This is a genomic window from Mycolicibacterium septicum DSM 44393, assembly GCF_000455325.1.
GTDB classification, from domain to species: domain Bacteria; phylum Actinomycetota; class Actinomycetes; order Mycobacteriales; family Mycobacteriaceae; genus Mycobacterium; species Mycobacterium septicum.
Map to the genome: position 1 here is coordinate 3413812 of NZ_HG322951.1, position 22713 is coordinate 3436524.

At 68.5% G+C, this 22713-nt stretch carries 21 protein-coding genes and 1 pseudogene; 18 read left to right on the top strand and 4 right to left on the bottom strand.

Annotation, left to right across the window (positions count from 1 at the left end; translation table 11 throughout):
• Window positions 1-41: 41 nt before the first annotated feature.
• The 5 genes from TX88_RS16195 to aroB all read left to right on the top strand — a co-directional run bounded on the left by TX88_RS16195 (window position 42) and on the right by aroB (window position 4460).
• Window positions 42-920 carry an LLM class flavin-dependent oxidoreductase gene (locus TX88_RS16195; protein ID WP_044519467.1) on the top strand — a complete coding sequence of 293 codons (879 nt, stop codon included), beginning with the start codon at window positions 42-44 and terminating at the stop codon, window positions 918-920.
• Window positions 921-971: 51 nt separating this feature from the next.
• A complete protein-coding gene (locus tag TX88_RS16200) occupies window positions 972-1397 on the top strand; it encodes a prepilin peptidase (RefSeq protein WP_044518144.1) in 426 nt (141 codons plus the stop codon).
• Window positions 1398-1463: 66 nt separating this feature from the next.
• Window positions 1464-2663, top strand: a complete 1200-nt coding sequence (gene aroC, locus TX88_RS16205; RefSeq protein WP_044518145.1) for a chorismate synthase — start codon at window positions 1464-1466, stop codon at window positions 2661-2663.
• Complete coding sequence (locus TX88_RS16210; protein ID WP_044518147.1) at window positions 2663-3388, top strand: shikimate kinase; 726 nt, start codon at window positions 2663-2665, stop codon at window positions 3386-3388. The genes aroC and TX88_RS16210 overlap by 1 nt, the downstream gene beginning before the upstream one ends.
• Entirely contained in the window at window positions 3381-4460 is a 1080-nt protein-coding gene (gene aroB, locus TX88_RS16215) for a 3-dehydroquinate synthase (protein WP_044518149.1), read from the top strand. Before TX88_RS16210 ends, aroB begins: the two co-directional genes overlap by 8 nt.
• A 52-nt stretch (window positions 4461-4512) precedes the next feature.
• On the opposite strand, the gene TX88_RS16220 is transcribed toward aroB, so the two are convergent.
• Complete coding sequence (locus TX88_RS16220) at window positions 4513-5079, bottom strand: B-4DMT family transporter (protein ID WP_044518151.1); 567 nt, start codon at window positions 5077-5079, stop codon at window positions 4513-4515.
• Window positions 5080-5112: 33 nt separating this feature from the next.
• Here TX88_RS16220 and TX88_RS16225 point away from each other — a divergent pair, with 33 nt between their 5' ends.
• From TX88_RS16225 to TX88_RS16240, 4 genes are all read left to right on the top strand, one after another.
• Entirely contained in the window at window positions 5113-6198 is a 1086-nt protein-coding gene (locus TX88_RS16225; protein WP_044518152.1) for a M24 family metallopeptidase, read from the top strand.
• Between the two features lie 24 nt (window positions 6199-6222).
• Complete coding sequence (gene efp / locus TX88_RS16230; protein WP_044518154.1) at window positions 6223-6786, top strand: elongation factor P; 564 nt, start codon at window positions 6223-6225, stop codon at window positions 6784-6786.
• A 2-nt stretch (window positions 6787-6788) separates the two neighbouring features.
• Window positions 6789-7277 (top strand): transcription antitermination factor NusB, encoded by a 489-nt coding sequence (gene nusB, locus TX88_RS16235; protein ID WP_044518156.1) that lies wholly within the window; start codon window positions 6789-6791, stop codon window positions 7275-7277.
• A 93-nt stretch (window positions 7278-7370) separates the two neighbouring features.
• Entirely contained in the window at window positions 7371-9620 is a 2250-nt protein-coding gene (locus TX88_RS16240; protein WP_044518157.1) for a molybdopterin-dependent oxidoreductase, read from the top strand.
• On the opposite strand, the gene TX88_RS32815 is transcribed toward TX88_RS16240, so the two are convergent.
• Both TX88_RS32815 and TX88_RS32820 read right to left on the bottom strand, forming a co-directional pair.
• Window positions 9617-10234, bottom strand: coding sequence for an HNH endonuclease signature motif containing protein (locus TX88_RS32815; protein WP_084621922.1), 618 nt, complete (start codon window positions 10232-10234; stop codon window positions 9617-9619). The genes TX88_RS16240 and TX88_RS32815 overlap by 4 nt on opposite strands.
• Window positions 10174-11070, bottom strand: a complete 897-nt coding sequence (locus tag TX88_RS32820; protein WP_049924999.1) for a DUF222 domain-containing protein — start codon at window positions 11068-11070, stop codon at window positions 10174-10176. The genes TX88_RS32815 and TX88_RS32820 overlap by 61 nt, the downstream gene beginning before the upstream one ends.
• A gap of 267 nt (window positions 11071-11337) precedes the next feature.
• On the opposite strand from TX88_RS32820, the gene TX88_RS16250 reads away from it, so the two are divergent.
• The 9 genes and pseudogenes from TX88_RS16250 (at window position 11338) to TX88_RS16290 (ending at window position 21493) form a co-directional block, all read left to right on the top strand.
• Entirely contained in the window at window positions 11338-12096 is a 759-nt protein-coding gene (locus TX88_RS16250; RefSeq protein ID WP_044518159.1) for a GntR family transcriptional regulator, read from the top strand.
• Complete coding sequence (locus TX88_RS16255) at window positions 12093-12320, top strand: 4Fe-4S dicluster domain-containing protein (protein WP_044518161.1); 228 nt, start codon at window positions 12093-12095, stop codon at window positions 12318-12320. The genes TX88_RS16250 and TX88_RS16255 overlap by 4 nt, the downstream gene beginning before the upstream one ends.
• A 10-nt stretch (window positions 12321-12330) precedes the next feature.
• Window positions 12331-13761 carry an ABC transporter substrate-binding protein gene (locus TX88_RS16260; RefSeq protein ID WP_044518162.1) on the top strand — a complete coding sequence of 477 codons (1431 nt, stop codon included), beginning with the start codon at window positions 12331-12333 and terminating at the stop codon, window positions 13759-13761.
• A 53-nt stretch (window positions 13762-13814) separates the two neighbouring features.
• Window positions 13815-14618, top strand: coding sequence for an ABC transporter permease (locus tag TX88_RS16265; RefSeq protein WP_044519468.1), 804 nt, complete (start codon window positions 13815-13817; stop codon window positions 14616-14618).
• Entirely contained in the window at window positions 14615-15400 is a 786-nt protein-coding gene (locus TX88_RS16270) for an ABC transporter ATP-binding protein (protein ID WP_044518164.1), read from the top strand. The genes TX88_RS16265 and TX88_RS16270 overlap by 4 nt, the downstream gene beginning before the upstream one ends.
• Window positions 15401-15405: 5 nt before the next feature.
• Window positions 15406-17994: pseudogene (locus TX88_RS16275) on the top strand (fumarate reductase/succinate dehydrogenase flavoprotein subunit).
• Window positions 17995-18058: 64 nt separating this feature from the next.
• Complete coding sequence (locus TX88_RS16280; RefSeq protein WP_044518166.1) at window positions 18059-18553, top strand: DinB family protein; 495 nt, start codon at window positions 18059-18061, stop codon at window positions 18551-18553.
• An 86-nt stretch (window positions 18554-18639) separates the two neighbouring features.
• The gene (locus tag TX88_RS16285; protein ID WP_044518168.1) at window positions 18640-21246 is read left to right on the top strand and encodes a helix-turn-helix transcriptional regulator; all 2607 of its coding nucleotides are present in this window, start codon (window positions 18640-18642) and stop codon (window positions 21244-21246) included.
• Window positions 21247-21301: 55 nt separating this feature from the next.
• Window positions 21302-21493 (top strand): hypothetical protein, encoded by a 192-nt coding sequence (locus TX88_RS16290; RefSeq protein ID WP_044519471.1) that lies wholly within the window; start codon window positions 21302-21304, stop codon window positions 21491-21493.
• A 1-nt stretch (window position 21494) separates the two neighbouring features.
• On the opposite strand, the gene TX88_RS16295 is transcribed toward TX88_RS16290, so the two are convergent.
• Window positions 21495-22697 carry a serine hydrolase domain-containing protein gene (locus tag TX88_RS16295; RefSeq protein ID WP_044518169.1) on the bottom strand — a complete coding sequence of 401 codons (1203 nt, stop codon included), beginning with the start codon at window positions 22695-22697 and terminating at the stop codon, window positions 21495-21497.
• Window positions 22698-22713 lie beyond the last annotated feature (16 nt).

Here is a 22713-nt window from a genome sequence, read left to right on the forward strand (position 1 = left end):
GATTTTCCGGGCAGTATCTGGGCGACCGTAGGGTGGCGACCATGACCCAGTCCGGCCACCGGCCGCGGGTCGGGGTGGTGTTTCGTCCCGACCGCTCGCCTGAGAACCTGCCCAGCACCGCAGCTGCCGCACAACGAGCCGGCATCGACGAACTCTGGTTGTGGGAAGACTGTTTCCTGCAGGGCGGCATCGCGCAGGCGGCAGTCGCACTGGCCGGCAGCGAGACGCTGACCGTGGGTATCGGGGTGCTCCCGGCGCCGTTGCGCAACGTGGTGACCACGGCGATGGAGATCGCCACCCTGGCCACCATCTATCCCGGCCGGGTACGGGTCGGGATCGGTCACGGTGTGCAGGCCTGGATGCGCCAGGCCGGGGCCGCGGTGCCGTCCCCGCTCACGCTGCTGCGCGAGTACCACGCCGCGCTGCGGCAGTTGCTCTCCGGCAGATCGGTCAGCACCGACGGCCGGTTCGTGCGTCTCGACGGTGTGCAACTGGAATGGGTTCCGCCTCAACCTGTTCCGTTGCTGATCGGCGGTACCGGACCCAAGACCCTGCGACTGGCCGGCGAGATCGCCGACGGTGTGATCATCGACAGCGTCAACACCCCCGCGTCGGCCCGTGCAGCGCTCGGACATGTGGCCGCCGAGCAGGCTCAGCGGGTCAGCTCTCCACCGTTCGCGACGGTGCAGTACCTGGCGTGCGCACCCGGTGCGGTCGGGCGGCAGCTCCTCGACGACGTGGCGGTGGAGCGCGGTCTGGATGCCGGCGGCTACGGCGTCAGCGGCACCGTCGAGGAGATCGTCGCGGCGACGTCCGCATATTCGGCCCAGACGTTGGTGTTCCAACCGATCGGGCCCTCGGTCGACATGGACGGATTCACCCACACCGTTGGCGAGGTGGCGACCGGCCTCCGGGGGTAGCCCGCCAAAGAGGCGACGATGGACCCGCTCGACGCACCTTAACCTCGGTTGATGGGGGTGGGGGTAACCGTCATCGCGTGCGTCTGGCTGCTGGTGCTCAGCGGCTACGACATCGCCGAGCGCAGGCTGCCGAACTGGCTGACGCTTCCCGGCGCACTGCTGGTTCTGGTGGGGGCGGCCGCGGCGTCCCGTGGACCCGCCGCACTGGCCGGGGCCGCCGCGCTGTCGGGCCTGTACCTGGCGGTGCATCTGATCTCGCCGCGGGCCATGGGCGGGGGAGACGTCAAGCTCGCCGTCGGGCTGGGGGCGATGACCGGTGCGTTCGGTGTCGATGTGTGGCTGCTGGCCGCGCTGGCCGCGCCCTTGCTCACCGCGGGCCTCGCATTCGGCGCCGCGGTCCGCGGTATCCGCACCGTGCCGCACGGACCGTCGATGTGTACGGCCAGTGCCGTCGCGGTCGCCCTGGTGCTGGTGTAGCCGACGGTCGGTCGGCTTCAGGCACGGATTTCAGGAGGCAAACCCCGACGTGGGAGAATGACAGCCGTGTTGCGTTGGACCACAGCTGGTGAATCCCATGGCCGCGCCCTGGTGGCCATGCTCGAAGGGATGGTTGCCGGCGTGCCCATCACCTCAGAGGAGATCGGGGCACAGCTCAAGCGTCGTCGTCTCGGCTACGGCCGGGGTGCCCGGATGAAGTTCGAACAGGACCAGGTCACCATCCTGGCCGGGGTGCGTCACGGCACCACCCTGGGCGGACCGATCGCCATCGAGATCGGTAACACCGAATGGCCCAAGTGGGAGACCGTGATGTCTCCGGACCCCGTGGACCCGGCCGAACTCGACGTGGCGCGCAACGCCCCGCTGACCCGCCCCCGCCCGGGTCACGCCGACTACGCCGGCATGCTCAAGTACGGGTTCGACGACGCCCGCCCGGTGCTCGAACGTGCCAGCGCACGCGAGACCGCTGCGCGGGTCGCGGCAGGCACCGTGGCCCGCGCCTTCCTGCGTGCGGCGCTCGGCGTGGAGGTCGTCTCGCACGTCATCTCCATCGGCGCGTCCAAGCCCTATGACGGTCCGCCGCCGCAGTTCTCCGACCTGGACCAGATTGACGCGAGTCCCGTTCGGGCGTTCGACGAAGCCGCTGAGTCGTCGATGATCGCCGAGATCGAGGACGCCAAGAAGGACGGCGACACCCTCGGCGGTGTCGTCGAGGTCGTGGTCGATGGTCTGCCGATCGGGTTGGGCTCGTTCACCAGTGGCGACAACCGCCTCGACAGTCAGCTCGCCGCCGCGGTGATGGGCATCCAGGCGATCAAGGGTGTGGAGATCGGCGACGGCTTCGAGACCGCGCGCCGTCGCGGCAGCGTCGCCCACGACGAGATGTACCCGGGCGCCGACGGGGTCCTGCGCTCGACCAACCGGGCCGGCGGCCTGGAAGGCGGTATGACCAACGGCCAGGCGCTGCGGGTCCGGGCCGCGATGAAGCCGATCTCGACCGTGCCGCGCGCGTTGGCCACCGTCGACATGGCGACCGGCGAAGAGGCCGTCGCCATTCACCAGCGTTCCGACGTGTGCGCGGTGCCGGCCGCCGGTGTGGTGGTGGAGACCATGGTCGCCCTGGTGGTGGCCCGCGCCGTGCTGGAGAAGTTCGGTGGGGACTCGCTGGCCGAGACCCGCGCCAACATCGACGCCTACCTGCGGGCCGTCGCCGAGCGCGAGCCCGCGGCGCAGGCCCTGGGCTGATGGCCCCCAAGGCGGTACTGATCGGCCTGCCGGGTTCGGGCAAGTCGACCATCGGCCGCCGGCTGGCCAAGGCGCTGAACCTCACGATGCTCGACACCGACGCCGCGATCGAGGAGACCACCGGCCGCACGATCGCCGACATCTTCGCGACCGACGGCGAGGCGGAGTTCCGCCGCATCGAGGAAGAGGTCATCCGTTCGGCGCTGGCCACCCACGACGGGGTGCTGTCCCTGGGCGGCGGCGCGGTCACCACCGCCGGCGTGCGTTCCGCACTCGCCGGCCACACCGTCGTGTACCTGGAGATCAGCGCGGCCGAGGGGGTGCGCCGCACGGGCGGTTCCACGGTCCGGCCACTGCTGGCGGGGCCCGACCGGGCCGAGAAGTTCCGCGCCCTGATGACCGAACGGGTGCCGCTCTACCGTCGCGTCGCGACCATGCGGATCAACACCAACCGGCGCAATCCCGGCGCGGTGGTGCGCACCATCGTCACGCGACTGGAAAACCCCCCGGTCCAGAAACAGCCGCAGAAACCGGCGCAACAGCCGCGCACGGCCAAGCGGCGCCGGCGTCGCCCGCCGTGGCGGCGTGGTGCGGCATCCGGATCCTCGTCCGGTTCCGAGGCCAAGGCCGGCAACACCGCGGCTACTTCCTCCAATACAGAATCTGCAGCCATACCCACCCCAGCGGCCCTGGCCGCTCGCAACGCGGAGCGACATGATGACTGACCCGGTAATCGTCGAGGTACTGGTGGACCGGCCCTACCCGGTCATCATCGGGAATGGCCTGCTCGGCGAGCTGGGAAACACGCTCGAGGGCCGTCACAAGGTGGCGATCCTGAATCAGCCGGTGTTGACCCAGACCGCCGAAGCCATCCGGCAGCACTTGGCGGACAAGGGAATTGAAGCCCACCGCATCGAGATCCCGGATGCCGAGGCGGGCAAGGAGCTGCCCGTCGTCGGATTCATCTGGGAAGTGCTGGGGCGCATCGGCATTGGCCGCAAGGACGCGGTGGTCAGCCTGGGCGGGGGAGCGGCCACCGATGTCGCGGGCTTTGCTGCGGCCACCTGGCTGCGCGGTGTCGACATCGTGCACGTGCCGACCACCCTGCTGGGCATGGTCGACGCGGCGGTCGGCGGCAAGACCGGGATCAACACCGACGCCGGCAAGAATCTGGTCGGCGCGTTCCATCAGCCGGCCGCGGTACTGGTCGATCTTGCGACGCTGGAAACGTTGCCGCGCAACGAGATCATCGCCGGGATGGCCGAGATCGTGAAGGCCGGTTTCATCGCAGACCCGGTCATCCTCGATCTGATCGAGGCCGATCCGGAGGCTGCGCTCGATCCCACCGGAACCGTCCTGCCCGAACTCATCCGCCGCGCGATCGCGGTCAAGGCCGAGGTGGTTGCTGCCGACGAGCGTGAATCGCAATTGCGCGAGATCCTCAACTACGGCCACACTCTCGCGCACGCCATCGAGCGGCGCGAACGCTACAAGTGGCGCCACGGCGCCGCGGTGTCCGTGGGATTGGTGTTCGCGGCCGAATTGGGCAGGCTGGCCGGGCGGCTCGACGACGAGACCGCCGACCGGCACCGTTCGGTGCTGACCGCGCTGGGGCTGCCGGTCAGTTATGACGGCGACGCGCTGCCTCAGCTGATGGACTACATGGCAGGCGACAAGAAGAACCGCTCGGGAGTGCTGCGGTTCGTCGTGCTCGACGGGCTGGCCAAGCCGGGCCGCCTTGAGGGCCCCGACCCGTCGCTTCTCGCGGCCGCATACGCAGAAGTGGCGCGGGCCTGACGGCCCGCGCCACGTGCGCCTGAGTTCTGCTTCGCCCAGGTGGGCGGGCTGGTTACTGCTTGGGTTGCTCGGGGTAGTCGACCGGGGCCTCGGCGTCGGCACTCTCTGACGCGCCGTTGGCCGTCACCGCGGCGAACACGTCGGTGTCGGCTCGTTCGTCGGCTGCCAGGCCGTGGTGGCGCTGACGCGGCATCGGCGGGGCCTTGCGGTCCACCAGCCAGCGGCCCACGGTCACGCCGCCAACGCCGAGCAAGAACACCAGCAGCGCGGTGAACGCCGCGAATGTGGTGACCTCGTTGAGCAGCGCATCGGTGTAGAGGCTCTTGTAGAACAGCCCGATGAACCACGCCACCGCGCCGCTGACGACGCCGGCGAACAGGCCGGCGATCAGCCAGGTCATCGCCATGTCGGCACGACGGTCCGGATCCGGATTGGCCCGTGCGTCGGACTGGCCGTCGAACAGGCCCCAGATCAGTACGCCGATTCCGAACAACGTGACCAGCCCCAAGCTGAACCAGGTGGCGTTACCCGGCGAGGCGTTGATCAGTGCTCCTTGCAGTAAGCGCACGATGACCATCGCTGTTGCGAACACCACTCCGCGCAGTAACCACTTGCTCATGGGGGCACACTGTAGCGAGTAGCGTCACAGACCGTGACTATTTCCCAGCGCAGGGACCGGCTGCGGCGTCGGCTGGCCGACTTGGGCCTGGACGCGATGTTGGTAACTGACCTGGTCAACGTGCGTTATCTGTCCGGATTCACGGGTTCCAACGCCGCCCTGTTGATCCTCGCCGAGGACACCACGCCGGTGCTGGCCACCGATGGGCGTTATCGCACGCAGGCCGCGCAGCAGTCCCCGGACGCCGAGGTGGTCATCGAGCGGGCCTGCGGGTCACACCTGGCCGGGCGCGCCGCCCGTACCGGCGCCCTGCGGTTGGGCTTCGAGAGCCATGTGGTGACCGTGGATGCCTATGCGGCCCTGAAGAAGGCGGCCGGCGACACCGTCGAGTGGGTGCGCGCGGCGGGCACCGTGGAAGCGCTGCGGGAGATCAAGGACGCCGGCGAGATCGCGATGCTGCGACTGGCCTGCGAGGCCGCCGACGCGGCGCTCATGGATCTGCTGGAGCGTGGCGGCCTGCGTCCCGGCCGGACCGAGCGCGAGGTGCGCAACGAGTTGGAAGCCCTGATGCTCGACCGCGGCGCCGACGGGCCGTCCTTCGAGACGATCGTGGCGACGGGCTCGAACTCGGCGATCCCGCACCACCGGCCCACGGAAGCGGTGCTGGCCGCGGGGGATTTCGTCAAGATCGATTTCGGTGCCCTGGTGGAGGGCTATCACTCCGACATGACGCGCACGTTCGTGCTGGGCCCGGCTGCCCAGTGGCAGCTCGACATCTATGACCTGGTGGCCACCGCACAGCAGGCGGGTTGTGACGCGCTGGCGCCCGGGGTGTCGCTGAGCGCGGTCGACGCGGCATCGCGCCAGGTCATCGCCGATGCCGGCTACGGCGACAACTTCGGCCACGGCCTCGGCCACGGTGTCGGACTGCAGATCCACGAAGCGCCGGGAATCAATGCCGCCGCCGCCGGTACACTGCTTGCTGGCTCTGCGGTAACCGTTGAGCCAGGTGTCTACTTGCCCGATCGCGGCGGTGTCCGGATCGAGGACACCCTGGTCGTCGGAGAGGCGGCACCCGACCTGCTTACCCAGTTCCCCAAGGAACTGGCCATTTTGTGACAAAAGCTTAGGAGCTACACCCTCATGGCATCGACTGCCGACTTCAAGAACGGGCTCGTCCTGCAGATCGACGGACAGCTGTGGCAGATCGTCGAATTCCAGCACGTCAAGCCGGGTAAGGGCCCGGCCTTCGTGCGGACGAAGCTGAAGAACGTGGTGTCCGGCAAGGTCGTCGACAAGACCTACAACGCCGGCGTGAAGGTGGAGACCGCCACCGTGGACCGCCGCGACGCCACCTACCTGTACCGCGACGGCAACGACTTCGTCTTCATGGATTCCGAGGACTTCAATCAGCATCCGTTGTCCGAGGCGCTCGTCGGCCGCTTGGCCGACTTCCTGCTGGAGAGCCTGCCGGTGCAGATCGCCTTCCACGAGTCCGCGCCGCTGTACCTGGAACTTCCGGTGTCCGTCGAGCTCGAGGTTTCCCACACCGAGCCCGGCCTGCAGGGTGACCGCTCCAGCGCCGGCACCAAGCCCGCCACCATGGAGACCGGCGCCGAGATCCAGGTGCCGCTGTTCATCAACACCGGTGACAAGCTCAAGGTCGACACCCGCGACGGCAGCTACCTCGGCCGCGTGAATGGCTGACCATGCCTGACCGCCGTGGCGACCGGGGCCGTCACCAGGCCCGCAAGCGCGCCGTGGATCTGCTGTTCGAGGCCGAGGCGCGCGGTCTCACGCCGGAGGCGGTGGCCGACGGCCGTACCGCGCTGGCCGAGGATCAGCCCGACGTCACCCCGCTCAATCCGTACACGGTGTCGGTGGCGCGCGGTGTCACCGAACACGCCGCCCACATCGACGACCTCATCTCGGCTCACCTGCAGGGATGGACGTTGGAGCGGCTGCCCGCCGTGGACCGCGCCATCCTCCGGGTGGCGGTCTGGGAACTGCTGCACGCCGAGGACGTCCCCGAACCCGTCGCCGTGGACGAGGCCGTCGAGCTGGCCAAGGAGCTGTCCACCGATGAGTCGCCCGGATTCGTCAACGGGGTGCTGGGCCAGGTGATGCTGGTGACCCCGCAGATCCGGGCTGCCGCCGCTGCCGTGCAGGGTGCCGTTCAGGACCGGCCCGAGCAGTAGATTCATATCCCGGAGATCGGGATCGTCGGTGCCGTTCGGTGCCACGATGTTGTTACGTGTGTGACTACACGTACCGACATTCGGAGGCCGCTGATGGGACACGAGTCGAGAAGTATCGCGGGGGTCGGCGAGGACGGCCTGCACCTGCACGCCTGCCCGCTGTGTGAGGCCATGTGCGGCTTGGAGATTCAGGTCGCCGACGGCAAGGTTGCGAGCGTCCGGCCGAACAAGTCCGATCAGTGGAGCGCGGGCCATATCTGCCCCAAGGGCGCGTCGCTGGCCGGGTTGCACGACGACCCCGACCGGATCCGCCGGCCGATGATCAAGCTGGACGGCGAGTGGCACGAGGTCGACTGGGACACCGCCTTCCGTCGCTGCACCGAACTGCTCGCTCCCGTCATCGAGAAGTACGGCATCGGCGCGGTCGCGGCCTATACCGGAAATCCGCTGGCGCACTCGTTCTCGCTGTCCCGCTATTCGGCGATCCTGCTCGGCCTGTCCGGTATGCCGATCACCTACTCGCCGGGCACCATCGACCAGTGGCCGAAGAACCTGTCGTCGCACCTGATGTACGGCAGCTGGTGGGCCTTCCCGACGCCGGACATCCAGCGCACCGACCTGCTGGTGGTGATGGGGGCCAACCCGGCGGCCTCGCAGGGATCGCTCCTGGCCGCCCCCGACGTGATGGGCATCATCGCCGGTATCCGTAAGCGCGGCAAGGTGATCGTCATCGACCCGGTGCGCACCGCCACCGCCGCCAAGGCCGACGAGTGGTTGCCGATCACGCCCGGTACTGACGCGGCACTCCTGCTCGGGATCGTCCACACCGTGTTCGACGAAGGCCTGGTCAACCTCGGCGAGTTGGAACGACACCTCGACGGAGTGTCCACCCTGCAGCAGGCGGTGGCCGACTGGTCACCCGAAAGGGTCTCTGCCACTACAGGTATCGACGCGGAGCGTATTCGTGGACTGGCCCGCGAGTTGGCCGGCACGCCGCGCGCGGTGGTCTACGGCCGGATCGGCACGTGCAATCAGGAGTTCGGCAGCCTGGCCAGCTGGCTGGTGGATGTGGTCAACATCGTCACCGGTCACTTCGACACCCCCGGCGGCGCGATGTTCGCCAGGCCGACGGCCTGGACGATCACGAGCCAGCCGATCCCGGGACTGGAGGACGGTGCGCCGAATTTCGGCCGCTACCGCACCCGGGTGCGCGGGGCCAAGGAAGTGCTCGGGCAGGTACCGGTGTCATGCATGCTCGAAGAGATCACCACGCCCGGTGAGGGGCAGCTCAAGGCCCTGATCACCGTCGCGGGCAACCCGGTGCTGTCCACACCGGGCGGCGACAAACTCGACGAGGCGCTGCCACAACTGGACGCGATGATCTCGGTGGACCTGTGGCTCAACGAGACCACCCGGCACGCCGACGTGATCCTGCCCGGTGCTTCGGCGCTCGAGCAGCCGCACTCGGCCGACCTGCTGCTGGGCGCGGCGATCAACAGCTTCGCCCGGTACTCACTGCCGGTGTTCCACCGCGAGGATCCCGATGCGCCGGAGGAGTGGGAGATCCTGATCCGGCTCACCGGGCTGTGCACCGGGACCCCGGCCGAGGATGTCGACATCGCCGCGCTCGATGACGGCTGGTTCGACTACCTGTGTTTCGCCCAGGGGCTCGACGGCGCCGAGATCCGCAAGCAGTACGACCACGGCGGCCCCGAGCGGATGCTGGATCTGACGCTGCGGACCGCCGCGTTCGGCGACCGGTACGGGGAGAACCCCGACGGTCTGACCCTGGACAAGCTCAAGGCCCACCCGGACGGAATCAACTTCGGCCCCATGGTGCCCCAGGTGCCCGAGGTGCTCGGCACCGCCGACCAGAAGATCCGGCTGGCGCCGCAGTATCTGCTCGACGACCTGCCGCGGCTGGCCGAGCGGCTCGACCGGGCCCCCGACGAACTGGTGCTGGTGAGCCGGCGACATCTGCGGTCCAACAACTCCTGGCTGCACAACGTCGGCTCGTTGATGAAGGGACGCGACCGCTGCACCCTGCTGATGCACAGTAAGGATGCGGCGGCCCGGAGGATCGCCGATGGCGACAACGCGGAAGTGGCGTCCGCCGGCGGCAAGATCGTGGTCCCGGTCGAGGTGACCGACGCGATCAAGCCCGGAGTGGTGTCGATGCCGCACGGCTGGGGCCACGGTCAGCCCGGTACGCGGCTCGGCGTCGCGAACGCATCGCCCGGGGTCAACACCAACATCCTGTCGCTGCCCGATTTCCTCGACGAGCCGTCCGGCAACGGGGCGCTCAACGGCATCCCGGTCACGGTCAGCGCGACGACGATCTAGCGGCGTTCCCCTCGATCACGTGGCTCCGGGGGAACCAGTAGTTCCTCGGGGTGGAAGTGGTGGTTGAGGGTGTCTTGCCCGGCGTTCATCAGGGGTGGTGGATGCCAGCGGACACGGCCGGTGTCTGGATCGATGCTGGTGGTCCAGCCGAGTCCGACCAGGCGATTGTCGGGCCCGCAACCCAGTGCGAGGTCGGGGGCGTCGGTCTGCCCGCCGTGCTGCCAGTCGGCCTTCGCGTGGTGCACCTCGCAATAGTCGGCCGGTGCTGTGCATCCGGGGCGGGTGCAGCCGCGGTCACGGTTGTAGAGCAGTAGTCGTTGAGCTTTGGTGGCCAACCGTTTGGTGCGGGCCAAGTACAGCGGCTCTGCGGTGTGGTGCTTGTACACGGTGAGGTAGTGAAAGCTGTGGGACGCCAACCGGATCAGGTCTTTCATCGGCATCCGGATGCCCGAACCGGTGACGGCGATTCCGGCGCCGGCTTCCAACTCGGCCAGCGTGGTGGAGACGACCACGGTGACCGGAAGGCCGCCGTGCCGGCCGAGCCGTTTGGACATCAGTAATTCGCGCAACGCCACTTTGAGTGCATCGTGATTGCGCTGGGCCTGGGTCCGCATGTCACGACTGGCCGCCGCTTCCTGGTCTTGCAAGCCATGCAAGGCGTCCTGCTCCTGCTCGGCCTCAGCGTCATCGAGCGGACTGGGCGAGGGGTTGTGGATCGGTTCGGGATCATCGGGGTTGTTGATGCCCGGTGCGCCCCACACGCCGGGACGGTGGTCAGGTACGCGGCTGTCTCGGGGTCCAGCCAGCCCTGGACGTGCACCAGTCCGTCGGCGTCCTGTGTGCCGATCCGCAGCCCACGCAGGTGGGCCGCGACATCGGGTGAGTCGCCGTCCTGGTTGAGCAGATACAGCAGTTTGTCCGAAGCGGCCTTGAGCGTTTCAGGAGTGTCGCGGGACGCCGCGGCCACCAGGTCCGATTCGATCTGGACGAGTTCAGCTGTACTGACGTACTTTTTCGCCTCCGCCAGAGTGTTGCGGATGATCGCGATGTGTTCGCTGTTGATGGTCCCTGACAGCAGCGCCTCGGCGCATGCGGGCAGTAGCGGCTCCAGCACCTCACCGCCGATGGCATATCGCGGCCCCAGCTCGGCGGCTGCGGTCACGCGGCGTGAGGCCTCCTTGCCGCTGATCCGCATCCGGGTGGCCAGCACATCCTTCCAGGACTTGCCGCCGATCTCGTGAGGGGCGGCCTGAGCCATCAGAGCGGCTTGGATCCGGTGATCGATCATCGCCTCGATGCGGGCGTGTCGCTCCCGTTCGGATTGGAGCGCCAGCAGCTCTGCGGTGTCGAGTCCGGTGAAGTCGACGTCGACGAGTGACGCGGTCGTGGCGCGGTGGCCGGCCAGTGCCGCCTGCACCTCACCCCGGTTCTGGGCCAACCCGATCGCCATGATTCGAACATTAGTTCGATACACCGACAGTAATCCGGGTATTGGGACTGACGTGACCAAAGTGGTCAAAGTTTTTCGGGCCAGGCGCGGCGACGTTTCGATCATCGCGATTTGTAAATTCTTGCCGGGATCGAGGTGGCGTAATGCCGGTCGGCAACGCGGTTTCGCCAGGTACGGATCCTGGGTCGGCGGCGCAATCGGTTAACCTGCGCCGAGGGTGGATTCGCCGCACTGCAGGTGCCTCCGACAGGCCCTTACCTTGAGTGCGTGTCTTCCCAGCCCGAAGCTCATCCCGTATCGCTGCCGAGTCGCCGTGCGCGTGCCGACCAGGCCCGTCAGGTGGCCGACGTGCTGCGCCACCAGATCTACGAGGGCACGTATGCCGGAGCGCTGCCGGCCGAGGCCGAACTGGCCGCCGAATTCTTCGTCTCCCGCAACACCATCCGTGAAGCCCTGGCCGTCCTCAAGTCCGAGGGCCTGATCGACCGCGGCACCAAGGTGGGCACGCACGTGGCGGGCCGCAAGTACGACCACGGCCTCGACGCGTTGGTCGGGCTCAAGGAGACCTTCAAGGACTACGGCGACGTCCGCAACGAAGTCCGTGCCGTGCAGCGACTCTCGGCCCCGCCCGCGGTGGCCCGCAAGCTGGCGCTGGAGCCCGGCGCCCAGGTGGTCTTCATCGAGCGCCTGCGCTACCTCGCCGATCTGCCGCTGTCGCTGGATCTGACCTACCTGGCGCCGGAGATCGGCGAGCAGGTGATCGGTCACGCGCTCGAGGACAACGACATCTTCGCGCTCATCGAACGGGTCAGCGGACACCGCCTCGGCGGGGCGAGCTTTGCGCTGGAGGCGGTTTCGGCTGACCCGCACACCGCCGCGACGCTGCAGGTGCCGGCCGGATCGGCCCTGCTGATGGCCGAGCGGCTCACAAGTCTGGACGACGGCACGCCCGTCGACCTGGAGTACATCAGGATGCGTGGTGATCGAATCACCATGCGCGGCAACCTCAATAGGAGAGACGCATGACGCTGGTCAACCAACGCGCCGATGTTCCCGTGACCATCGACGAGTCCCTGTGTATCGAGGGCTGCACGTTGTGCGTGGACGTGTGTCCACTTGATTCGCTGGCCATCAACCCCGACAACGGCAAGGCATTCATGCACGTCGACGAGTGCTGGTACTGCGGGCCGTGCGCGGCCCGCTGTCCCACCGGCGCCGTCACCGTCAACATGCCCTATCTCATCCGTTAGAGGACCCGAAGTGAAAACAGCCCTGATCGCCCTCACCGCCGGTCTCACGCTCGCGACCGCCGGCTGCTCCCTGGACTCGGCGACGAAATCGGCCGATACGGTCGACGTCGTCGTCGGCTACCAGTCCAAGACCATCAACACCGTCACCGCCGGCACCCTGCTGCGCGCCCAGGGGTACCTGGAACACCGGCTGGCCGACATCACCACCCGCACCGGCACCAAGTACAACGTGACGTGGCAGGACTACGACACCGGCGCCCCGATCACCGCGCAGATGGTGGCCGAGAAGATCGACATCGGCTCGATGGGTGACTACCCGATGCTCATCAACGGGTCCAAGACCCAGGCCAACGAACGCGCCAAGACCGAGATCGTCTCGGTCACCGGGTACAACCCGAAGGGTGCGCTGAACATGGTTGTGGTGGCACCGGATTCGCCGGCCAAGTCGTTGACCGACCTGGCCGGTAAGAAGGTCTCGGCCAGCGTCGGATCGGCTGGTCACGGCATGCTGGTGCAAGCCCTCGGCAAGGCCGGGATCGATGCCAAGACCGGTGTGGAGGTGCTCAACCAGCAGCCGCAGGTCGGCGCCTCGTCGCTGGAATCCGGTCAGGTCCAGGCGCTTTCGCAGTTCGTTGCCTGGCCGGGTCTGCTGGTTCACCAGGGTAAGGCCAAGCTGCTCTACGACGGCGCGGAACTGAACTACCCGACTCTGCACGGTGTCGTGGTCCGCCGGGCCTATGCGGCCGATCACCCGGAGGTGCTCGACGCGTTCCTGCAGGCGCAACTCGACGCCACCGACTTCCTCAACACCAAGCCGCTGGAGGCGGCCCGCCTGGTGGCCGAGGGCAGCGGGCTGCCACAGGAGGTCGTGTACCTCTACAACGGGCCGGGCGGCACCTCGTTCGACACCACCCTCAAGCCGTCACTGATCGATGCGCTCAAAGGCGATGTGCCCTACCTGAAGTCGATCGACAACTTCGCCGACCTCGACGTGGCCGGTTTCGTGCAGGACGGACCGCTGCGGGCGGCGTACTCCGCACGCGGTCAGGACTACGACAAGGCACTGAACTCGAGCACCAACCCGTCGGCCCTCAGTGGCACCGACCCGGTGTGCCACACCACCGTCGACAATCCCGCCACGGCAGGCGAACTGTGGCTCGACGGATCGGACACCACCACTGCGGCCGCGACGCCGGTCTGCCTGCTCAAGGCGATCCGGCAGGCAGAGGGTGAGGGCAAGAAGATCCGCGCCGCCTACGTCTCCGACGCCGAGCTGGGCACCCGGTGGTTCGCCGACAAGGCCGTGTGGGTGCGTCTGCCCGCACCGGGTGCCGAGGGGTACCTGCCGTTCGGAACCCAGGCCGGTGCCGAGCGCTATACCGCCGCGCATCCTGGTGCGGCGATCGTCGACTACGGGCAAGCCCTGGCAGGTGCGGTGTGACCACCACCGATACCCCGCCCGTCGCGGTCGGCGACCCTCCGGCCCCGCCGGAAGTGGAGCATTCCCGGCGCACGCCCTCGGTCTGGCCACATCGCCTGGTGCGGCTGGCGTCGGTGGTCGGCGCGGTCGTCCTCTGGCAGCTGCTGACCGCCAACGACGTGCGCCTGGGTCTGCGGTTCGACACTCTGCCGACCGTCACCGAAATCACTGCGGCCCTGGTGAACCGGCTGGGGACGCCCGAATACTGGCTGGATCTGGGGCAGTCGCTGATCCGGATCCTCACCGGGTTCGGGATCGCCGCGGTGGTCGGCGTGATCACCGGGATCCTGCTGGGGCGCACCGCCTGGTTCGCCGACATCTTCGGTCCGCTCACCGAGCTGGCCCGGCCGATACCGGCGATCGCCATGGTGCCCGTGGCCATCCTGCTGTTCCCCAGCGACGAGGCGGGAATCGTGTTCATCACGTTCCTGGCCGCCTACTTCCCGATCATGGTCAGCGTGCGGCATGCGGTGCGTGCCCTGCCGACCATCTGGGAGGACTCGGTGCGCACCCTCGGTGGCGGTCGCCTCGACGTACTGCGCCAGGTGGTGTTGCCGGGCATCCTGCCCGGACTGTTCGGCGGCCTTTCGGTCGGCATGGGGGTGGCCTGGATCTGTGTGATCTCGGCCGAGATGATCTCGGGCCGCCTCGGTGTGGGTTACCGCACCTGGCAGGCGTACACGGTGCTGAACTATCCCGACGTGTTCGTCGGCATCATCACGATCGGCGTGCTCGGTTTCGTGACCGCCGCTGCGGTCGAGTTGATCGGCCGCCGGGCCACCCGCTGGCTGCCGCGTGGTGAGGAGACGACGCGATGAGCCCCACCGACACCGCCACCCGGACGGCCACCGGCATGAGACTGGAACTCGACCGAATCCGGTTGTCCTACACCGGTGCCCCGGTGATCGACGACCTGAGCCTCACCGTCGAACCCGGTGAGATCCTCGTGCTCACCGGTCCGTCGGGCTGCGGCAAGTCCACCGTGTTGCGCGCGTTGACCGGGTTGCTGCGGCCCGACGGCGGCCGGGTGTTGGCAGACGGCGACCCGGTCGCCACCACCTCACGGGACCGCGGCATGGTGTTCCAGGACAGCGCGCTGCTGCCGTGGCGCAGCGTGCGGTCCAACATCGAACTGGCCCTGCAGCTCCGCGGCGAGCCGCGCAATGGACGCGGTGGGGAGTCCAAGGCGGCACGCCGGGAGCGGGCCGACCGCTGGATCGCCGAGGTCGGCCTGTCCGGGTTCGCCGACTTCCTGCCGAAGAACCTGTCCGGCGGTATGCGGCAACGGGTTCAGCTCGCACGCGGCCTGGCCGGCGCACCGCGCGCGGTCATGATGGACGAGCCGTTCGCGGCCCTGGACACCCAGACCCGGGCGGCCATGCAGCGGCTGCTGATCGATACCTGGCAGGCGCATCCGACCACGATCGTGTTCGTCACCCATGACGTCGACGAGGCGCTCACGCTCGGTGACCGCGTCGCGGTGCTCGGTCGCGCCGGTCAGCCGTTGCGCGCCCTGATCGAGGTGGCCCAGCCCCGAACCGACCATCCCGAACGATCCGCGCTGCGCGCCGAGATCATTGCCGCCCTGGAGCAACCGTGACCGAATTGACCGAGATTCCCTCTGTTTCAGACGCGATCCGCATCGACTGCGACGTACTGGTGATCGGCGGTGGTACCGCGGGCACCATGGCGGCGCTGACCGCCGCCGAGAACGGCGCCCAGGTGCTGCTGCTGGAGAAGGCCCACGTTCGGCATTCGGGTGCGCTGGCCATGGGCATGGACGGCGTCAACAACGCCGTGATTCCGGGCAAGGCCGAGCCCGAGGACTACGTCGCCGAGATCACCCGTGCCAACGACGGAATCGTCAACCAGCGCACCGTCTATCAGACCGCGACCCGTGGATTCGCCATGGTGCAGCGGCTCGAGCGGTACGGAGTCAAGTTCGAGAAGGACGAGCACGGTGAGTACGCCGTGCGGCGCGTGCATCGATCCGGCTCCTATGTGCTGCCGATGCCCGAGGGCAAGGACGTCAAGAAGGCGCTGTACCGGGTGCTGCGCCAGCGCTCGATGCGCGAGAAGATCCGCATCGAGAACCGGCTCATGCCGGTGCGTGTGCTGACCGAAGCGGGCAGGGCCGTGGGTGCGGCCGCATTCAACACCCGCACAGGAGAATTCGTCACGGTGGCGGCCAAGGCCGTGATCCTGTCCACCGGGGCGTGCGGCCGCCTCGGGCTGCCCGCGTCGGGCTATCTGTACGGCACCTACGAGAACCCCACCAACGCCGGTGACGGGTACGCCATGGCCTACCACGCCGGCGCCGAACTGTCGGGAATCGAGTGCTTCCAGGTAAATCCGCTGATCAAGGATTACAACGGCCCAGCATGCGCCTACGTGGCCAACCCCTTCGGCGGCTATCAGGTCAATGCGCTGGGGGAGCGGTTCGTCGACTCCGACTACTGGTCGGGGCAGATGATGGCCGAGGTCAAGGAGGAGATCGAATCGGCCCGGGGCCGATCTACCTCAAGGTCAGCCATCTGCCCGATGAGACGCTGACCACGCTGGAGAACATCCTGCACACCACGGAGCGACCCACCCGCGGAACGTTCCACGCCAATCGCGGGCACGACTACCGCACCCACGACATCGAGATGCACATCTCCGAGATCGGTTTGTGCTCAGGTCATTCCGCATCCGGCGTGTGGGTGGACGAGCATGCCCGCACCACGGTGCCCGGGCTGTACGCGGCCGGGGACCTGGCGTGTGTAGGGACTTCCGGCCGATCAGGTGGCCCAGGCCCACGAGCTCATCTACCGCCCGCTGCGGCAACCGGACGGTCCGCCGCAGCCGCAGGTCGAGTTCAAGCTCCGGCGGTTCGTCAACGACTATGTGGCACCACCGAAGACCGCCACCAAGTTGTCGATCGCGGTGCAGACCTTCGAGCGCATGACGACCGAGGTCGAGGGGATCGGCGCGCGCACCCCCCACGAACTGATGCGCGCCGCGGAGGTGTCCTTCATTCGGGACTGCGCGGAGATGGCGGCCCGATCCTCGCTGACCCGGACCGAATCGCGCTGGGGTCTGTACCACGAGCGGGCCGACCTGCCGGAGCGCGACGACGCGCAGTGGCGTTACCACCTCAACCTCTACAAGGACGCCGACGGCGCCATGAAGTTCGTGAAGCGGCCGGTGGCACCGTACTTCGTCGCGGTACCCGAGCTGGACCATCTGACTTCCCACGACCCGGTGACCACCGTCGAGCAGCCCGATCTGCACGCCGGCCGGGCTCCCGCAGCCGAACGCTCCAGGGTCCGTCCCACCGGATCCGCGCAACCGCCGTCACCGCGCATCGCCGCGGTGCTGGCGTTGGAGGAGCCCTCGCTGGAGGATCTGGGCACCTACCTGACCGATCCGGATGCGGGCGTGCGCCGCACCGCGGTTGCCACCCTCGTCGAGCATCTGCCCGACGGGTACCAGCCCGTGCTCGTGGCCGCGCTGGCCGATGACGACGCCGAGGTACGGCGCGAAACCGCCGATTCGGTACGGGAACTCGTCGAGGTGCTACCCGACCCAGCTGCCTTCGCCGACCGGCTGGCGTCCGCGGACCCGGTGGTCCGTGCGGTCACGGTGTATCTGTTGAGTTCCCGGCGAGTCGGCAATGCCCAGGCCTACCGGGTCGCATCGACCGATGCCGATCACCGGGTACGGATCGAGGCGGTGCGGGCGCTGGTGTCGGTCGACGACCACACCGGGGTGGCGGCCGCCACCACCGACGAGAACCGGGAAGTGCGGATCGCCGCGGTGGGTGGACTCGCGACCCTGCGCGCCGGTGCCGATGCGGTGCGCGTGGCGCTGGACGACCCCGATCCGCTCGTCCGGGCGGCGGCCCTGGCCTCCCTTGGCGCAGTCGGCTGCACCGACGACGACGTGGTGAGCGTCGAGAAGGCGTTCACCGAGTCGGCCTGGCAGATCCGCCAGGGCGCGGCCCGGGCGCTGGCCGGAGCCTTGCCGGAGGTGGCGGTTCCCACGCTGTCGCGGGCGCTGGACGACCAGCATCTCGACGTCCGCAAGGCCGCGGTGCTGAGCCTGAGCCGGTGGGCGAGCTCGGAGTCGATCGCCCGGCAGGCCCTCACCGTGGCGCTGGACGACACCGACGCCGATGTGCGCGCGTATGCCCGTCAGGCGTTGGCGGGTTGAGCGGCACCTTGCCCGGACAGCAAGATCCGTGCCGTAGCGCACCATCGCGCTGATACTGGGCAGGGTGCACACAAGCCAGCAGCGCAGGCAGGACAATCCGCCGCCGCGGACCGCGAACAGCGAAGCCGAGGTCTTGCGCGGATTTCTCGATTACCTCCGGACGTCGATCGCCGCGAAGGTCGAGGGCGCGCCCGAACCGATGGCGCGGACGTCTTCGGTGCCGTCGGGCACCACGCTCCTCGGCCTGCTGAATCACCTGACCTACGTCGAACGGTGGATCTTTCTCGGGGACGACGTCTCCGACTGGCAGTCGACGTTCACTGTCGAACCGTCGGACAGCATTGCCGATGTGGTGGCCGGCTACCGGAATGCCGTCGAGCGCGCCAACGAGGTGCTCGACGGCTGCACGGATCTCGCGGCGCCGCTTCCCAGGTCGCGGCCGGGGCGGCCCGCGGCCAGCGTCCGCTGGTCCCTCACCCACATGATCGAAGAGACCGGCCGCCACGCAGGTCACGCCGACATTCTGCGCGAACTTATCGACGGCAGCACCGGTCGGTGACCACGCTCGGCTCGACCAGGTTTCTGACAGCATCGAAGTTTGTCGTTAACGCTGCTAACGACCGGGCCTGGGCTTAGTGTCGATGCGTGCGACTCGCCTGGCCGCTGACGGGGCGGTTGGAGGAGACCCGGCTGATCGACGCCGCGCTGGCCTCCGCCGAACTGTCCGGAATCGTGATCTATGGAACTGCCGGGGTGGGCAAAAGCCGTATCGCCCGTGAGGCGCTCTCCACAGCGGGTGGCAACGGTCACGAAACCCGCTGGGCGGTGGGCACATCAGCTGCCCGAGCCCTGCCGCTGGGGACGTTCGCCCGATGGGTGGGAACCTCCGACGCCGACAGTGTGGCGCTGGTCGGCAGGGTGATCGACGGCCTGACCTCTGTGTCGAACGGCCGCCCGGTGATGGTGTGTGTCGATGACGCGCACCTGCTCGACGGGTTGTCGGGTTTCGTATTGCAGCAGATCGTGCAGCGCGGTGCTGCCAAGCTCCTGCTGACCGTGCGTACCGGTTCACCGGTACCCGTCGAGGTGCTGACGGCGTGTGACCGTGGCCGGTTCGAGCGGTTGGACCTCCAGCCGCTGTCCCGGGACGAGTCGAGCCAGTTGCTGACCGCCGCGCTCGGCGGGCCGCTCGATCCCGAAGCGGCGCAGCGGTTGTGGCGGCTGACCCGCGGCAACGTGCTCTATCTGCGCAACATCGTGGAACAGGAGGTCGCGCAGGGGCGGCTCGCCTGCCAGGAGGGCACCTGGCGGTGGACCGGGGATCCGGTGATGCCGCCCGGGCTGGTCGAACTGATCGAGACGAGGATCGGCGCCCTTCCGCCTGCGGTGAGTGAGGTCATCGATGTCCTGGCGGTGGCCGAGCCGATCCAGCTGGACCGACTGACCGCGATCACCGATGCCGATTCGGTGGCCGTTGCCGAGACACGTGGGTTGATCACGATCGATGCCACCGACCGCGAGGTCCGCGTTGCCCACCCGCTCTACGCCGAGGTGCGGCGCAACCGGGTGCCGGGTTCTCGCTTGCGCCGGCTGCGGGGGCTCGTGGCGACTGCGCTGGGTGACCGGGAAGACCGCGACGCCATGAGGGTGGTGGTACGACGGGCCTCGCTGATGCTCGACTCGGACCTGCCGCTCGATCCCGAGTTGTTGACCCGGGCGGCACAGGGTGCGGTGTGGCTGTCCGATCTGGCGCTGGCCGACCGCTTGGCCCACGGGGCGATCGAGGCCGGCGCCGACGCAGAGGCGAAATTCATTCGCGCGCACGCCTTGTCGTGGCTCAGTCGAGGTGAGGAATCGGACGCGGTGCTCGACGCCATCGAGCTCGGCGACCTCACCGACGACGGACGGGCTCGGCTGGCCTTCCTGCGGGCGTCCAACATGTTGTGGTCGCTCGCCGATCCGGCCGGTGCCAAGCGGCACGTCGACGAAGCGGCGGCGGACATCCCTGCCGCTGCGCGCGCCTGTATCGACGCCTTCTACACGGTGTACTGGGCCGCGATGGGCGATCCGGGGCGGGCCAGGGTTGCGTTCAGTGGCCTGGATCTGGACGCTCTGCCGGCCATCGTTGGTGCGGTGACCGCGTGGGCGGTAGCCGCGTCGTGCGGCGATGCCGGCCACGCCGACGAGGCCGTCACCGCCGCCCACGCCGGTTACCGCATCACGGACAGTTCCTTCGATGCCGCGCACACGCGGTTCGTCATCGCCGACGCACACATCGGTGCGCTGCTGCTGGCCGGGAGGATCCGTGAGGCGCGCGAGGAGGCCGAGCAGTTGAACCGGCACGCCGCGAACCTGCCCGGAGCAGCACAGTTGTTCGGCGTCGCGCTGACAGGCCGTGTCGCCTCGGGAGCCGGTCAGCTGGGCCTCGCGGCCGAACTGCTGGATCCAGTGGTCGAGATGATGCGGGCCGCGGGGGAGACCAACGGGTTCGGCTACCGATTCCACCTGCCGCGGGTCACGGCACTGGCCATCCGGGGCCTGGCCGACGACAGCACCCTGGCTGAACTCGACGAACGCCGTCATGCCAGCTGGCGCTACCTCGCCTATGAACACACCCTGGTGCGGGCCTGGGTGGCTGCCACCCAGGGTGCGGTATCGGAAGCCGTTGCCATCGCGCTCGATGCCGCCGATACCGCCGGGGCACAGGGACAGCTGGCGGCCGAGGTGTTGTGCCTACAGACCGCGGCGCAGTTCGGCGACCATTCCCGCGCGGACCGGCTCGACGAGTTGACCGGGCTGGTCGAGGGGCCGCGGGTCGGTGCCGCCGCCGCCATGTGCCGCGCCCTTGCCCACGATGACGGCGACGGGTTGGCAAAGGTCTCAATCGAATTCGAGGAACTCGGGGACCTGGTGGCCGCGGCTGACGCCGCCGGCCTTGCGGCGGTGGCCTACCGGCGCAGGGACATGCGTGGCTCGGCGATGGCGTCGGCGACGCGGGCCAGGGGACTGGCCGACACATGCGGCGGTCTGGCCACTCCGGCGTTGCTCGCCGCTGCCGAGCGTCTGCCCCTGACCGACAGGGAGCGGGAGATCGCCATGCTGATCGGTGCGGGGCTGTCCAGCCGGGCGATTGCCGACCGGCTGCGGCTCTCGGTGCGCACCGTCGAGGGGCACATCTACCGTGCGATGGCGAAAACCGGGGTGTCCACCAGGGCCGAACTGATCGCGCTGCTACCCCGACGGCACCGCTGATTCGAGTATGGGGTTACTCGGTTCGGACCGGCCGATCCGTCGCATCCTGGATCGCATGGCCGACGAGGGCGAGACACGCGAACAGGCGCTACGTCAGCTGCCCTTGCCGTACTCGCTGGCCCTGCGGTTGCGCGACGCCGGGGTGGCCCGCGACGTCGTCTGCGAGTACCTCAGTATCGAGGAGTCCGCACTCGACGGCCTCTACCGGATCGCCGAGGCCAAACTGGCTGCCGCAGAGTGCCTGTGAGCTAGAGCTCGAGTGCCTGATACGTGCGGCGGACGAATCGGGGTTGCGCGGTCTGGAGTTTCGCCGTCGAGGTGTTGCCGCTGACGGCAGCGGCGTCCACGCCCAGGTTCGGATGGTTCTGGATCAGGTAGATCAGGATCAGATCCGCCGACGGGTCGGCCTGCCACCAGGTGCCGTAGGCGCCCGGCCAACTGAAGGCGCCCAGTCCGCCCGGGCCGAACAACTGGCGCGACTTCGCCTCATCGGTCACCACCGACAGGTTCAGGCCGAAGCCCCGGCCGACCCAGAACGGTGCCCCCAGGAACGGGTACTGCTTCTGCTCGGGGGTGAGCCGGTCGGTGCGCATCACCCGTACCGACTCCTCGGACAGGACGCGCACCCCGTCGACGGTGCCGCCGGCCAACAACATCCGGGCGAACTTCAGATAGTCGTCGGCGGTGGAGAACAGCCCCGCCCCGCCGGTGCAGAACGGGGGATCGGTGATCGGCGCCGGACCCATCACATCGTGGGTCAGGGTGTTGTCGGCGGTCAGTTGGTACATCGTCGCCGACCGGCGCCGGCCGGCCGCGTCGACCGAGAAACCGGTGTCGCTCATGCCCAGTGGCGCGAAGATGCGCTCGGACAGCACCTGGGACAGCGGCTTGCCCTCGATGCGGGACAGCGCGATCCCCAGCACGTCGGTGGAGTGGCTGTACGTGAGGCGGTCACCGGGCTGATGGGCCAGCGGCAGTTTGGCCACCTCGGCCAGCCAGCGGTCCTGGTCCTGGCGCAGCGACAGCTTGCCGTAGGCCGACGCCAGCGGACCCAGCACCGAGAAGACGTAGGCCAGGCCGCTGCGATGGGTCATCAGGTCGTCGAAGGTGATGGGCCGCCGGGCGGGCTCGGTGCGGTCCAGCGGTCCGCGCGCCTCGCGCAGCACCCGCATGTCGGCCAATTCCGGCAGCCACTTCGTCACCGGCTCGTTCAGCCTGAACTTGCCCTCCTCGGCCAGCGCCATCGCCGCGGCCACCGTCACAGGCTTTGTCATCGACGCGATCCGGAAGATGGTGTCGCGCTGCATCGGCAGCCCCGCATCGACGTCGCGGTGTCCGAGGGCGTTGACCTGAAGGACCTTGCCCGCCTGCCACACCAGCGTGACCGCGCCGGCCAGCAGCCCGGCGTCGATGGCCTCACGGATGGACGATTGATTGCCGTCGAGATTCATCCGGGCCAGCCTATCC

Bases quoted from the DNA above. Each gene is read 5' to 3' on its own strand.
- TX88_RS16195 (WP_044519467.1), top strand. From the start codon at position 42: ATGACCCAGTCCGGCCACCGGCCGCGGGTCGGGGTGGTGTTTCGTCCC.
- TX88_RS16290 (WP_044519471.1), top strand. From the start codon at position 21,302: ATGGCCGACGAGGGCGAGACACGCGAACAGGCGCTACGTCAGCTGCCC.
- TX88_RS16295 (WP_044518169.1), bottom strand. From the start codon at position 22,697: ATGAATCTCGACGGCAATCAATCGTCCATCCGTGAGGCCATCGACGCC.
- TX88_RS16240 (WP_044518157.1), top strand. From the start codon at position 7,371: ATGGGACACGAGTCGAGAAGTATCGCGGGGGTCGGCGAGGACGGCCTG.
- efp (WP_044518154.1), top strand. From the start codon at position 6,223: ATGGCATCGACTGCCGACTTCAAGAACGGGCTCGTCCTGCAGATCGAC.
- nusB (WP_044518156.1), top strand. From the start codon at position 6,789: ATGCCTGACCGCCGTGGCGACCGGGGCCGTCACCAGGCCCGCAAGCGC.
- TX88_RS16270 (WP_044518164.1), top strand. From the start codon at position 14,615: ATGAGCCCCACCGACACCGCCACCCGGACGGCCACCGGCATGAGACTG.
- TX88_RS16255 (WP_044518161.1), top strand. From the start codon at position 12,093: ATGACGCTGGTCAACCAACGCGCCGATGTTCCCGTGACCATCGACGAG.
- TX88_RS16200 (WP_044518144.1), top strand. From the start codon at position 972: ATGGGGGTGGGGGTAACCGTCATCGCGTGCGTCTGGCTGCTGGTGCTC.
- TX88_RS16220 (WP_044518151.1), bottom strand. From the start codon at position 5,079: ATGAGCAAGTGGTTACTGCGCGGAGTGGTGTTCGCAACAGCGATGGTC.
- TX88_RS32815 (WP_084621922.1), bottom strand. From the start codon at position 10,234: ATGCGGACCCAGGCCCAGCGCAATCACGATGCACTCAAAGTGGCGTTG.
- TX88_RS32820 (WP_049924999.1), bottom strand. From the start codon at position 11,070: ATGGCGATCGGGTTGGCCCAGAACCGGGGTGAGGTGCAGGCGGCACTG.
- aroB (WP_044518149.1), top strand. From the start codon at position 3,381: ATGACTGACCCGGTAATCGTCGAGGTACTGGTGGACCGGCCCTACCCG.
- TX88_RS16210 (WP_044518147.1), top strand. From the start codon at position 2,663: ATGGCCCCCAAGGCGGTACTGATCGGCCTGCCGGGTTCGGGCAAGTCG.